Raw genomic sequence first — 12,783 nt, 5'->3', positions numbered from 1 at the left:
TATGAAGTCCCCAGCCGATCTGTGAAAATGGGGGAATGAGCTCGAAGTCCCCGACGCCTCCGTCCGGTCCGGCTACCACCGGGCACCATGCAGCACACAACCACAGCTCGCAGGGGCAGAGCCTGGACCAGGCACTTCAACGGGCAGGTTTCTATCCTGTCCTTGTTGCCGATGTTGTGGCCGATGCCTTGGACGGGCGCGACTGCCTTGCGCATCTGGTGCATTTGGAAACGCATTTCGACCGTGCCGAGGTCCGGCGGCACATCACGGTCCTGGTACTCACCGAGGACATGCTGGTGATCACCCACGTCGACGACCAGCAGCTTGACGAAGCCGGCGAGCAGATCGTCGCCCAGATTTCCACGGAGTCCGTGCCTGTGGCACAAATCCGCTCGGTGGTCCTCAGCTACATGTATGCGCAGCCGCAGAACTACACTCCAAGCGACCCCGTCAGGGAGCTGACCCTGTCCATTGCCTGGTCCGGTGGCCAGCGCCTGGATGTGGGACCTGCCAGCTGCGGCGATCCCCAGTGCGAAGCCGACCATGGATACACGGGCACCATCTCCCAGGAGGACATCGTGCTGCGGATCAGCTCCGAGGCCGACGGACCCAGGGCCGTCCAGGACGCGAAGGTCTTTGCCCGTGCGCTGCGGGCTGTGAACACAGGCGCTCCCGGGCCCTCAGTCCACCCGGGTACCATCTCTGCTCCACGACTCCGCTCGGGCGTCTTCGGCAACAGGCTGAGCCGCGGGCACCAGCGCTGATGGCGACATCGGAACCCGTCGCCCAGGAAACCGTCTCCGTTTCGAGCGCCGTCCCCGAGCTTCCCGGCGCGCCGCTGTATGGCAGCAAATCGATCGCCGAGGTCTTCACCAGCGCCGCGGCGAGCATGGGCCTGCCCGGCTTCGAAAACAAACTGCAATTGCCCGCATCGCAACGCGTGTGCGTTGTTCTCGCTGACGGCCTGGGGCGCAATCTCCTGAAGCAGAAGGCCGCCCACACTCCGTTTCTGAGGTCAATTGCGAATTCGGGACAGGGAGCCGTCCCGGTGTGGCTTGATTCGGCTTTTCCTTCCACCACGGCATCGTCCTTGGCCAGCCTTGGAACCGGCCGTACGCCCGGTGAACACGGCATGGTGGGCTATGACGTCCTGGATCCTGAGCAAGACAAGGTAGTCAACCTGCTCGGCAATTGGGACGCCGGAGTCGACCCCCTGCGCTGGCAGCCGTTCCCGACAATTTTCGAACGCGTGGCTGCTGACGCCGACGTCGTCACAGTGAGCCTGCCCCAGTTCGGCGCGTCACCGATGACCCGCGCGGCGCTCCGGGGAAGCCGGTTCGTGGGCGGCAGCTCGCTCCACGCCCGGACGGCAGCGGCGGGGGAGGAAATGGCCGCGGGAACCCGCTCGCTCATGTACTTCTACGTCAACGAGCTGGACAAAGCCGGGCACCGCTACGGCTGCCAGTCCGATCGCTGGGAGCACCAGCTCGAAGAAATCGATTCAACGGTCAAAAGGCTCTCTGCCTCACTGCCCGCGGGGACAACCATCCTCCTCACCGGCGACCATGGAATGCTCGACGTCCCGGAGTCGCAGCGCATCGACTACTCCGCGGATCCCGCCCTTATCGCCGGGGTCCGGCACACGGCAGGGGAGCCGCGCATGGTTCACTTGTACCTCGAACCCGACGCCGGATCGCGTCACCGGGAAGCGCTGTTGGCTGCCTGGCGCGCCCGCTTCGACGGGCGGATCTGGGCCTTCACCCGCGAGCAGGCCCTTGACGCCGGACTCTTCGGGACCCTTCGGCCAGAGGTTTCCCCCCGGATCGGGGACGTCATGATCGCCGCCCGGGACACTTTGGCGCTCTACGACGTCCGCCGCGTCCGTCCGACTGCCTTGGAGGTGGTGGGGCAACATGGTTCGCTGACCAAGGCGGAGCGCGAAGTTCCGCTGCTTTGCTTCCAAGCCGGAGGTCCCAAGGGTCGCCGTGGCTGAGCTTATTTTCTTCTCCGGAACCATGGACTGCGGCAAGTCCACCCTTGCTTTGCAGATGGACTACAACCACCGTGCGCGCGGCCGTGGCGGGGTCCGCTTCAGTTGTAACGACCGCGCCGGCGGTTCCGTCATCTCCAGCCGGCTCGGCCTCCAGACCGACGCCGTGGAAGTCATTGACACCACTGATTTCTGGGACGAAGTCGTCCGACGCCGGACCACGGGCCTCAAGGTGGACTACCTGATCTGTGACGAAGCCCAGTTCTACTCACCCGGGCAAGTGGAACAGCTGGCGCGCGTGGTTGATGAGATGGGCGTCGACGTGTTCGCTTTTGGAATCACGTCCGACTTCCGCACCCGGCTCTTTCCCGGATCCCAGCGTTTCGTGGAGCTCGCGGACAGGGTCCAGGTCCTGCAGGTCGAGGCCCTCTGTTGGTGCGGCCGCCGGGCAACCCACAATGCGCGGACCGTGGACGGCATCATGGTGGTCGAAGGCGAGCAGGTCGTGGTGGGAGACGTCGCCAGGGATGCCGACAGGGCGGAGGCTATTCCGGAGCACGTCGAAGGGTCGCTCCCGGTCGTCGGATACGAGACCCTATGCCGCAGGCACTACATGCGCCGGGTCACCGCACACGGGGCCAACCTCATGGCGAGCCGGGATCAGTTGCTGCCGTTCGACGTCGACGCTTGCCTTTGGCACGGCGCCAGCTGAAGCCGCAACGAACTGAATCTGCCTAGTCTCCGCGCGTCCCGAAGACGATTTCGTCCCAGCTGGGAATACTGGAGCGCTTGGGCCGTGACGGCTGGCGCTCGGCCGCCCCCGCGTCGGAGGTTTCTTCATCCTTCTGCCCGGCCCGGGTGGGCTTCGGCTCTTCGCGTTCCCGCCGGGGAGCGCCGCCGAGCAGCTCGTCGAGGCCCGCCCGCGGTGATGCTGCCCCCGGGGTTCGGGCCTCGTCACCGGCCTGCGCGTCGTTGTCGTTCCTGCCGCGCAACATGGTCACGGGGCGCAAGGCGGCGGGGATCACCGTGATTTCACGGGTATCCGTGCTGACGCCATCGTGAAGATGGAGGGAGTCGTCTTCCTTGTCGTCATGCTTCGGGGCCAGGCTCAGCCGCGACAGCATGGATGCACGCGCGTCACGGCGGCTGGGGGCGGGTTCGGCTTCAAGCTGCTCGTCCGTGTCTGTGTCGGCTGGCTCTTTGTCAGCTGTTTCGCTGTCCGCAAGTCCGTCTTCGACGTCGCCCGGCCGCGGATGCGCAGCCGGAACGCCGCTGCTCAGAAGCAGCGCCAAAGCGTCGTCACTGTCTTCGTCAAGTCCCAGCCTCTGTCCGCGACGTGAGCGCAACATGTCAAGGAGGCCATCGGCTTCCTTCGTCGCGGCAGCAGCGGCCGCACGGGCGGCTGTCCCGGCGTCGGCCTCAAAGTCAAAGGGCCGGTCGGAGACGGCAGCGAGCCGCCGGGCCGGTACAGGTCCATCAAGGGGTTCCAGTTCGCTGAGCTGCTGGGCCCAGCGGTTGCCATTCTGGATGGATTTGCGGGCGGGATGGAAGGTCCACATGGCAGGTGGCTCTTCGCCGATGCTCTCCAAGCTGCCTGGCTTGGTTTCGAAGCGTGCGACGACGGTCCACGTGCCATCGGTCCGGCGCCAGGAATCCCATTCCACCGTAGAGGAATCGATCCCGTGGGCCGTGAGCCGGTGTGCAACCATTTCGCCCAGGCTCGCGGGTTCGTCGCCGAACGCTGCGCGGTAAGTGTCCTGGCCGGGGGCAGGGGCGGCGACTTCGACTTTGCGGGCTTGCTGGGCGATGTACTCGCGCTCGGCAAGAACAGGGCCCTCATAGCGCTGCACGTTGGCGAGCGGTAGCCCTGACAGCTCCGCCACTTCCGCGGCCGTAGCGCCGCTGCGGATACGTGACTGAATGTCACGCGGGGACATGGCGACGGGCGTGATGGAAGCGCGTGCGGCCACCTGGGCAGGTGTCCGGCTCGCTGCAACCCGCAACGCCTCATCAATCGGAAGCTGGAACATCTCGCCGCCGGTACCGCTCAACAGAAGATGTCCGCCGTCGTCGTGGACGCCAACCAGCCGTAGATCCCGCATAAAATCCTCCACCATGGCCTATCTGACATTCGAAACTCTGCCACCCGGTACGGCCTTTTCCTACTAGGACAAAGGGCGCGCCGCGATATTCCGCGATTTCCGGCATTCCCTGCGCAGGCGATCGGAACCGGGGTATGGACATTCGAGTCTGCCGGGAGGACAATCTGCCCGGTATCGGGCACAAAAATGCGGCCTGCTGCGTTACACCCTTAGACCGGAGCAGGCTCTGGTCGACAGGACCGCAAGCCCTGCGTGAAGCACAAGGGAGAACGAAGAAGGGACCATGGCAACGGACTACGATGCCCCTCGGAAGACGGAAGAAGACACCGAGGACTCGATCGAGGAACTCAAGTCGCATCGCACCGAGAAACAGTCATCATCGGCTGTTGACATCGATGAGACTGATCTGGCAGATGCCTACGAGCTCCCCGGGGCGGACTTGTCTGGCGAAGAGCTGCTGGTCCGGGTCCTGCCTCCGCAGGCGGACGAATTTACGTGCTTCAACTGCTTCCTCGTCAAACACCGCTCCCAGATTGCGCGGGAGAAAGACGGGCATCTGTACTGCAAGGAATGCGAAAGCTAGCCTCGGGAGGCCTGCTTGGACAGCGCTGCCAGAAGTTCTTCGGGGCGGCGTGTGGACGTCAGCCAGTACGGGGTGCGGTCCGCCGGGTCGGTGATTTCAATGCGGACCACCGGATCTATCCAGCCGCGGAGGCACAGGAACGCGAGTCCATGGAGCCGGGTACCGCGCTCTGCCGTGGCTTCGTCCTTGCGGTATGCCGTGACGGCGCCGACAAACTCGCGCTGGATAGTGGCCCGTCCCACGTGGATGGTGTCACGGTCCACCACAATCGCAGGAGTGGATGTCACCAGCAGGGTGGACGTGATCCCGAAGAGAACCAGCGCGGCGATGATGCCCGCGGTGATGCTGATCGGCGCGAACATCAGGATGCCCGCGGCGGAGAAGCCGACCGTGATGATCCAAATCCAGGGGGAGGGCCAGAGCTTTTCCGTAAACAGGACGCCCGTTCCACTCGAGGAATGGTACGGCGCGGGTACGGAAGCAGTCGATTCAGGCATGCCACCAGCTTATCGGGACTGTGACCCCGGGAATTAACGCGCCCTATGCCCTGCGACTGACCTGCGGCCGCAACCGGGGGAGTATTCCGTGGGCGATAGAATATGTGACTGTGAGCCACGAGACAGCAGTAGCCAACCCAGCAGACACCTCCGCCGAATACGGTGCGCCGACCCTTCAGGTCCAACTGAAAATGCTCGACGCCGGTTTGGAAGCGCCGTCATACGCCCACCCCGGTGACGCCGGCGCAGACTTGCGGGCCCGCGCGGACGTATCGCTCGCCCCGGGGGAGCGGAAGCTTGTTCCCACGGGCGTCTCAATCGCGCTGCCGAACGGCTTTGTCGCGCTGATCCACCCCCGGTCAGGGCTGGCAACCAAGCACGGACTGACCGTAGTGAACGCTCCCGGGACGGTTGATGCGGGCTACCGAGGTGAAATTTCCGTGACGCTTTTGAATACTGACCAAAACCACGCAATCGAACTCAAGCGCGGCGATAGAATTGCTCAAATGGTGATCCAGCGCGTCGAGTATGCGCAGTTCGTTTCCGTGGAGGAGTTGTCCGACACCTCGCGCGGCACCGGCGGCTTTGGATCCACCGGAGGCTTCGCGCCGGCCGTGAGCTAGCAACAACCCTCGACAATCGGCGTTGCACCGAGCTGATTGCCATGCTGCCCGCGAGTTGACGGGCAGTCTGCGGTTTACTGGGGGATAGACCACTACTAAGGAGACAACCCGATGCTTTTTGGGCGCGGAAAGAAGTCCAAGGCTGAGCAGCCGAAAGACAACGGTACTGAGCAGGCCAATGCCGCGACGACGCGGCAGGACGCCGGCCCGGTAGCCGGTGGAGCCGCCAAGGGCGACTTCCGCCTGTCCAAGGGGCCATTGGATGCCAGCGAAATTGATAGCCAGGATGGCTACGTGGATCTTGGCGCCCTGCTGATCGAACCTTCCGAAGGCCTTCAATTGCGCCTCGAAGTAGAAGAGGCAACCCAGCGGGTAGTGGCGGTCACCATGGACCTCGATGGCTCGAGCCTCCAACTCCAGGCGTTTGCCGCTCCACGTTCCGAAGGGCTGTGGGACGAGATCCGCGAACAAATCGGCCAATCCGTGTCCAGCCAAGGAGGCGAAGTCGAGGAGATCATCGGCACCTTCGGCACGGAGCTCATCGCCAAACTTCCTACGGAATCCGCAGACGGCGGACGTGGCTTCCGGGCTGCCCGGTTCATGGGCGTCGATGGGCCCCGCTGGTTCCTTCGCGGAGTCATCGGCGGCAACGCGGCTTTGGACAGGAAAGCGGCTGAAGGACTGGAGAACCTCTTCCGCAAGGTTGTGGTCATTCGCGGAGACAACCCCATGCCGCCCCGTGAGCTGCTTCAGCTGAAGCTGCCCAAGGACGCTGTAGCCCCCGGGCAGCACGGTGCTCCCCATGAAACGCCGGAGCTTCAGCGGCCCGAACGCGGCCCGGAGATCACCCAGATTGGCTGACAAAGCGGCGCGTGCCGCTGCCGCCCAAGGCAGCCCGGCGTCCCTGCCCCTCACTGAGCTCCCCGTCCGGGGCCGCGTCGACTGCACGGGTTTCATAGAGTCGGTGACCTACCAGCCCGCCAACGAGCAAGCACATTTCTCTGCAATCGTCGTTGACCGGATTGCGCACAGGGGCGACACGGGTCCGTTGACCCGACTGCGCGTCATCTGGCTCGGGCGACGCAAAGTGCCCGGAATCGAACCCGGGACTGTCCTGCGGCTCGAAGGCATGGTCACGCAGCGGGACGGGATGCCCACCATGTTCAATCCGCGCTATGAAATCCTCTCCCGGCAGGAGCACCAATGACCGTCGCCAACGGATCCGGCCCCCACGAAAAGCCAGCCCAGGAAAAGCCTGGCCCGGAAAAGCCCGGCCCGGAGGAGGAGTCCCGGCAGGGCTCCCAGGGGCCGAGCATTGCGGACATCGCCGCTGGCTACGCCGAAAAGGCCGGTCTCCAACGCAACAGCCACGGGCATGTGGACATCCTCAAATCGGCCGGAGGTGTTCAGGGGATAGCGGAGAGCATCGTGCCCGGCCTCGTATTCCTGATCGCCTTCATGGTCACCCGCGACCTTCCGGCGTCCCTGATTGCCTCCCTCGCGGCGGCAGCCGTCTTCACCGTGGTCCGGCTGGTCCAACGGCGCCCGTTGACCCAGGCGCTTGCCGGGATCGCCGGCGTCGCCATCTCCGCTTGGCTCGCGAACACCACCGGCAAAGCCGAGGATTTCTACGTCCTGGGTTTCTACACGAATATCGGCTACATCGTGGGAATGGTGCTGTCGATCCTGCTCAAGTGGCCGATCGCCGGCCTGCTGTTCGGCTTCGTCCGCAACGAGGGCTTCGAATGGCGGAAGAACCCGGAGCGCTTGCGGGCATATGCCATCGGCACGTGGGTGGTCATTGCCGTGCTGGCACTACGGCTTGTGGTCCAGGTGCCCCTGTATTTCCTGGGCGAACCCGGCCTGGCTGCGCTCGCCACCATGAGGCTGATCATGGGCGCTCCGCTGTACATCCTGGGTCTCTGGGTTGCCTGGCTCCTGACCCGGCCTGCGCCGGGCCAGAAGCCGAACCGTGAGCCTCAGCCGTCGAAACCGTCGTCGTCGGACTGATCCGAAAACTCTTCCTCGACGTCAACTGAACCGTGGTCCGCGGCGGACGGGGAGAGCAGGGCCCTGAGGCCGTCTTCGGCCTCAATGGTCGTGACGAAGAACAGTTCGTCGCCGCCGTCGATCACGTCGTCGCGGCTTGGTGTGATCGGCGCGTGGTCGCGGAGGATCGCCACCAGGGTCGCGTCGTCGGGCCATTCGATACCGCCCACGGTGCTCCCGATGATGTGCGAGTCGTGGGGAACCGTGAATTCGACGAGCGAGGACACACCCGTCTGCAAGGTCAGCAAGCGGACGAGGTCACCGATTTCCACGGCTTCTTCCACGAGCGCCGTCATGAGCTGCGGGGTGTTGACTGCGACGTCGACGCCCCAGGAATCGTTGAACATCCAGTCGTTCTTGGGATTGTTGACCCGGCCAACCGTGCGGCCCACACCGAATTCGGTCTTGGCCAGCAAGGACACCACCAGGTTGACTTTGTCGTCGCCGGTCGCGGATACGACGACGTCGGCCCCTTCCAATTTCGCTTCCTGCAGGGTGCTCAATTCGCATGCATCGCCCACCAGCCAGCGGGCCCCGCGGAGCCCGCTGCGCCCGATGACTTCTGGTTTGAGGTCGATCAGCATGATCTCGTGTTTGTGGGCAAGCAATTCCCGCGCGATCGATGAACCGACGCTGCCTGCGCCGACAATAACGACTTTCACTCAGACTCCTTGGCGGGTGCGCTGGAAAGGATGCGCGCCACCTCGGCGCTGCGGTCCAGATTCAACATGGCGTGCACGGTGTCGCCCTCCTGGTACGCCGTTCCGGCCTGGGGCAGGACGCCTTCGCCAAAGCGGGTAAGGAAAGCGATGCGGATGCCGGATGCTGCTTCGATGGCAGTCAACGGGTGCCCGATCCAGCCTTGGTCAAGGTCGACTTCGGACAAGACCAGCCGGCCCGAGGGTTCGCGGTAATCCCCTGCCAAGTGCTGCTCGGGCAGGATCCGGCGAAGGACCTGGTCCGCGCTCCAACGGACGGCGGCTACCGTGGGGATGCCCAGGCGCTGGTAGATTTCGGCGCGGCCGGGATCGTAGATTCGGGCAACAACATGCGAAACATGGAAAGTTTCACGCGCTACACGGGTGGCGAGGATATTGGAATTGTCACCGCTTGAGACGGCGGCGAAGGCGTACGCCTCCTCGCAACCTGCCTGCTTGAGGGTGTCCCGGTCGAATCCGACGCCCGTGACTTTCCTACCTGTGAATCCGCTGCGCAGGCGGCGGAAGGCACGGTCGTCCTGGTCGATGATTGCCACCGAATGGCCGGCGTCTTCCAAGGTGTGCGCCAACGTTGCGCCAACTCGTCCGCAACCCATGATCACAAAGTGAGCCACGGTTTCTCCTTCACTCTTATGCATGCCGCTCGGTAAGACTCTACCGGGGCAAGTCGCGGAAGCCAGTCCGCCGTCATGACATCGCGTTCGATTCAGAGTAGCTTTGCGGAGTGCTGACAATTCTCAACGCCGCGAAGCGGGTGTTGGTGGGGCGGCCGTTCCGGAACGACCGCCTGGCCCACACCCTGCTTCCCAAGCGCATTGCGCTGCCGATTTTCGCTTCGGACGCCCTGTCCTCCGTGGCGTATGCCCCTGACGAAATCCTGCTGACCCTGGCCCTCGCGGGCGTGAGTGCCGTGGCCATTTCGCCGCTGGTAGGCCTCGCAGTCATGGTGGTCTTGCTCACGGTTGTCGCCTCGTACCGGCAGAACGTCCACGCCTACCCTTCAGGTGGCGGCGACTACGAAATCGCCAACGTCAACCTGGGGAAGTTCGCAGGCCTGACGGTCGCCGCCGCTTTGTTGGTGGACTACGTCCTCACCGTCGCCGTGTCGATGTCCTCCGCGGCGGCGTACCTCACCACGGCGATCCCCTCGCTGCATGGGCAGCAGGCGCTCATCGCCACCGTCGGCGTCGTTGTCCTGGCATTGGTGAACCTGCGCGGAATCAAGGAAGCCGGCAGTGTCTTCGCGGTTCCCACCTACATCTTCATGTTCTCCATCCTGGGCATGACGGCCGTCGGTATCTTCCAGGCGGCCACAGGCCAACTCGGCCAGGCTCCCTCGGCGGCCTTCACCATCGTCCCGCAAGAGGGATTCGACCAGGGACTCGTGGGCCTGGCAGGCGCGTTCCTGCTCCTGCGGGCCTTCTCCTCCGGCGCGGCCGCCCTGACCGGTGTGGAGGCCATTAGCAACGGCGTGCCTAACTTCAAGAAGCCCAAGAGCAAGAATGCGGCCACCACGCTCTTGCTGCTCGGAGTCATCGCTTCGGCCATGCTTGCGGGTATCATCTACCTTGCCAACGCCACCAAGGTCCACATCGTGCTGGATCCGGCCAAGGAATTCCTCCTGCATGGCCAACCGCTCCCGGACGACTACATCCAGAACCCTGCCATCAGCCAGATTGCACAGACGATCTTCGGCGCCGGGTCCATCCCGTTCTACGTTGTTGTCGCCGCCACGGGCGTCATCCTCGTCTTCGCATCCAACACGGCATTCAACGGATTCCCGGTCCTGGGGTCCATCCTCGCCCAGGACGGCTACCTTCCCCGCCAGCTTCGGACCCGCGGAGACCGCCTGGCCTTCAGCAACGGCGTCCTGGCCCTTGCGGCCGGGGCTTTGGTCCTCATCATTTCCTTCAACGCCGATGTCACCAAGCTCATCCAGCTGTACATCGTCGGCGTCTTCATTTCCTTCACGATGAGCCAGCTGGGCATGGTGCGTCACTGGGGCAGGGAACTCAAACTTGCGCAGGACAAAGCCGTCCGCCGCAGGATCGTGAAGTCCCGCACCATCAACATGGTCGGCTTCGCAATGACGGCGCTGGTGCTGACCATCGTGCTGATCACCAAGTTCGAGCAGGGCGCCTGGATCGCCCTTCTGGCGATGTTCGTGCTGTTCCTCATCATGTGGAGCATCCGCGCCCACTACGACAACGTGGCCAAGGAACTGGCCGTTGACGAGGATTCTTCCCCGCGTGCATTGCCCACCCGGGTCCATGCAGTGCTGCTGGTTTCCCATGTCCGCAAACCGGTGCTGCGCGCCCTGGCCTACGCGCGGGCGTCGAGGCCGTCCCGGCTGGACGCCATCATCGTGGACATCGACCACGAGGAAACGGCGCACACCGTGGAGGCCTGGGACAAGCTGGACATCCCTGTCCCGTTGACCGTGTTGGCGAGCCCGTACCGGGAAACCGTCACGCCCATCCTGGACTACGTCAAGAACATGCGCCGCGATTCCCCGCGCGACCTGATCGTCGTCTACATCCCGGAGTACGTCGTCGGCAAGTGGTGGGAACAGCTCGTGCACAACCAGACCGCCCTGCGCATCAAGGCCCGGCTCCACTTTGAACCCGGCGTCATGGTGGCGAGCGTTCCATGGCAATTGAAGTCCTCCGAAGAAGCAAAGGCATTGCAGGATACCTGATGACCCACCCCAGCAACACCGAATCCAGCTCGCCCACGGCCCAGGACGGAGCTGCCACGGAGCTGGTGGTGGACGTCGGCCCCATCGCCCATGGCGGCCACTTTGTCGCACGGCACGAAGGCCGGGTCATTTTTGTCCGCCACGGCATCCCGGGGGAGAAGGTCCGGGTCCGGCTGACCGACGCCGGTGAGTCTTCCCGTTTCTGGCGTGCCGACGTCGTCGACGTCCTGGAGGCATCAGACGACCGGACACGCCATTTCTGGCCCCTCGCCGACTCGCTTGCCGCCTGGCGCAAGGGCGGTCCGCCCGTGGGCGGGGCCGAACTCGGGCACGTAACACTGGAACGGCAGCGCCTGCTCAAATCCGAAGTCCTCGCCGAGCAGCTGAAGCGGCTCGCCGGCGTCGAACTCAATGTCGAAGTGGAGCCGGCGGCCGCCGGTGACGCGGGCTCCGACGGCGATACGGGGTCCGACGGCGATACAGGGCTCGGCTGGCGGACCCGCGCCAGCTTTGCCGTCACACCCGGTGGGCGCCTGGGGATGCATGCCCACCGCTCCGACGTCGTGATTCCGGTCCACGAAATGCCCTTGGCACTGCCGGGCATCAACGAGTTGCGGCTCTGGGACATCGATCTGCGGGGGATCTCACGGGTGGAAGTGGCCGCGCCTGCCAACGGATCGCGTCCGCTCGTCCTTCTAGCCCCGGAAGAAGGTACCGATGCCCGGCGCCTCAACCGGATCCTGGGCCAGCTCCCGCATGAAGTCTCAGTGGCAAGCTTCGACCCCGTCGGCGGCGAAGTCCTGCAGCTGCGCGGCAGGACGTGGGTCCAGGAATCGGCTGCCGGTCACGAGTACCGTGTGACGGGAGAAGGGTTCTGGCAGATCCACAAGGATGCGCCCGGGATCCTGGTGGGGGCGGTGACGGGCTTCCTGCACGACGGCGGCTACCTCCTTGCGGGATCGGCCGTCGCCGATCTTTACGCGGGAGCCGGATTGTTTACGGCGCCCTTGGCGGATGCTGTGGGGATCACCGGTTCGGTGCTGTCAGTCGAAGGATCGCCCGGGACCAGCCGGGATGCCCGCAAGAATCTGCATGGAGAGACCCAAGTGGAAATTGTGCAGGGCAGGGTGGAACGGGTCCTTCGGCAGCGCCCCCGGAGCTTCGATGCCTTGGTGATCGACCCGCCGCGGGCCGGCGCGGGCAAAGCCGTGGTCAGCCAGCTCATCGAGTCCGGGCCGCGGGCAATCGCTTATGTGTCGTGTGATCCGGCCTCCTTCGCGCGTGATCTGGGGTACTTCCGGAACGGCGGATGGCAGCTTGAATCCCTCCGGGCCTTCGACTTGTATCCGCACACACATCACCTCGAGACCGTTGCGTTGCTGGTGCCCGCGGCATAGCCGCCACTACGATGGGGGAGAAGTCCTACGTCGCGCTTCACTTCTCCACCGGCCGCACGATGCCCAGATTAGGTTTGCCTAACTAGCTAGCGGTCAACCACGCGACAAAGATGAAAGCTGTTGCG

Annotated in this window: 14 protein-coding genes; 10 read left to right on the top strand and 4 right to left on the bottom strand. The window is 64.4% G+C overall.

Annotated elements, in window-relative coordinates; translation table 11 throughout:
- The first annotated feature begins 35 nt into the window (after positions 1-35).
- From AB4Z38_RS06030 to AB4Z38_RS06020, 3 genes are read left to right on the top strand one after another with little or no spacing between them, the layout of a single operon-like run.
- Positions 36-764 (top strand): DUF5998 family protein, encoded by a 729-nt coding sequence (locus tag AB4Z38_RS06030; protein ID WP_236817024.1) that lies wholly within the window; start codon positions 36-38, stop codon positions 762-764.
- Positions 764-1,993, top strand: a complete 1,230-nt coding sequence (locus tag AB4Z38_RS06025; protein ID WP_441428867.1) for an alkaline phosphatase family protein — start codon at positions 764-766, stop codon at positions 1,991-1,993. Before AB4Z38_RS06030 ends, AB4Z38_RS06025 begins: the two co-directional genes overlap by 1 nt.
- Positions 1,986-2,702 (top strand): thymidine kinase, encoded by a 717-nt coding sequence (locus tag AB4Z38_RS06020; protein WP_441428866.1) that lies wholly within the window; start codon positions 1,986-1,988, stop codon positions 2,700-2,702. The genes AB4Z38_RS06025 and AB4Z38_RS06020 overlap by 8 nt, the downstream gene beginning before the upstream one ends.
- Before the next feature lie 22 nt (positions 2,703-2,724).
- On the opposite strand, the gene sepH is transcribed toward AB4Z38_RS06020, so the two are convergent.
- On the bottom strand, positions 2,725-4,092 hold the full coding sequence (gene sepH, locus AB4Z38_RS06015; protein WP_441428865.1) for a septation protein SepH: 1,368 nt from the start codon (positions 4,090-4,092) through the stop codon (positions 2,725-2,727).
- A gap of 283 nt (positions 4,093-4,375) precedes the next feature.
- On the opposite strand from sepH, the gene AB4Z38_RS06010 reads away from it, so the two are divergent.
- Complete coding sequence (locus AB4Z38_RS06010) at positions 4,376-4,675, top strand: DUF4193 domain-containing protein (protein WP_078105507.1); 300 nt, start codon at positions 4,376-4,378, stop codon at positions 4,673-4,675.
- Here the strand turns inward: AB4Z38_RS06010 and AB4Z38_RS06005 are convergent.
- Positions 4,672-5,172, bottom strand: coding sequence for a DUF3093 domain-containing protein (locus AB4Z38_RS06005; protein WP_441428864.1), 501 nt, complete (start codon positions 5,170-5,172; stop codon positions 4,672-4,674). The two genes, AB4Z38_RS06010 and AB4Z38_RS06005, sit on opposite strands and share 4 nt — an antisense overlap.
- 110 nt (positions 5,173-5,282) lie before the next feature.
- On the opposite strand from AB4Z38_RS06005, the gene dut reads away from it, so the two are divergent.
- The 4 genes from dut to AB4Z38_RS05985 all read left to right on the top strand — a co-directional run bounded on the left by dut (position 5,283) and on the right by AB4Z38_RS05985 (position 7,805).
- Entirely contained in the window at positions 5,283-5,795 is a 513-nt protein-coding gene (gene dut / locus AB4Z38_RS06000; protein WP_364538293.1) for a dUTP diphosphatase, read from the top strand.
- A 111-nt stretch (positions 5,796-5,906) separates the two neighbouring features.
- Positions 5,907-6,656: a DUF3710 domain-containing protein gene (locus tag AB4Z38_RS05995; RefSeq protein WP_441428863.1), complete on the top strand. Its 750-nt coding sequence runs from the start codon at positions 5,907-5,909 to the stop codon at positions 6,654-6,656.
- Complete coding sequence (locus AB4Z38_RS05990) at positions 6,649-7,002, top strand: hypothetical protein (RefSeq protein ID WP_284981465.1); 354 nt, start codon at positions 6,649-6,651, stop codon at positions 7,000-7,002. The genes AB4Z38_RS05995 and AB4Z38_RS05990 overlap by 8 nt, the downstream gene beginning before the upstream one ends.
- Positions 6,999-7,805, top strand: a complete 807-nt coding sequence (locus tag AB4Z38_RS05985) for a DUF3159 domain-containing protein (protein WP_441428862.1) — start codon at positions 6,999-7,001, stop codon at positions 7,803-7,805. Before AB4Z38_RS05990 ends, AB4Z38_RS05985 begins: the two co-directional genes overlap by 4 nt.
- Here the strand turns inward: AB4Z38_RS05985 and AB4Z38_RS05980 are convergent.
- Together AB4Z38_RS05980 and AB4Z38_RS05975 are read right to left on the bottom strand one after the other, a co-directional pair.
- Positions 7,775-8,506 (bottom strand): potassium channel family protein, encoded by a 732-nt coding sequence (locus AB4Z38_RS05980; RefSeq protein WP_284981467.1) that lies wholly within the window; start codon positions 8,504-8,506, stop codon positions 7,775-7,777. The two genes, AB4Z38_RS05985 and AB4Z38_RS05980, sit on opposite strands and share 31 nt — an antisense overlap.
- On the bottom strand, positions 8,503-9,177 hold the full coding sequence (locus tag AB4Z38_RS05975) for a potassium channel family protein (RefSeq protein WP_284752024.1): 675 nt from the start codon (positions 9,175-9,177) through the stop codon (positions 8,503-8,505). Before AB4Z38_RS05975 ends, AB4Z38_RS05980 begins: the two co-directional genes overlap by 4 nt.
- Before the next feature lie 110 nt (positions 9,178-9,287).
- Between AB4Z38_RS05975 and AB4Z38_RS05970 the strand changes: the two genes are divergently transcribed.
- Positions 9,288-11,261, top strand: a complete 1,974-nt coding sequence (locus AB4Z38_RS05970) for an APC family permease (RefSeq protein WP_441428861.1) — start codon at positions 9,288-9,290, stop codon at positions 11,259-11,261.
- Positions 11,261-12,658, top strand: coding sequence for a class I SAM-dependent RNA methyltransferase (locus AB4Z38_RS05965; RefSeq protein WP_441428860.1), 1,398 nt, complete (start codon positions 11,261-11,263; stop codon positions 12,656-12,658). The genes AB4Z38_RS05970 and AB4Z38_RS05965 overlap by 1 nt, the downstream gene beginning before the upstream one ends.
- Positions 12,659-12,783: the final 125 nt, after the last annotated feature.

Origin of the sequence: Arthrobacter sp. 2RAF6 (assembly GCF_052115205.1) — a bacterium.
Classification (GTDB): domain Bacteria; phylum Actinomycetota; class Actinomycetes; order Actinomycetales; family Micrococcaceae; genus Arthrobacter.
Note: the sequence above shows the minus strand (reverse complement) of the source record. Positions and strands in the feature narration are given on the sequence as shown.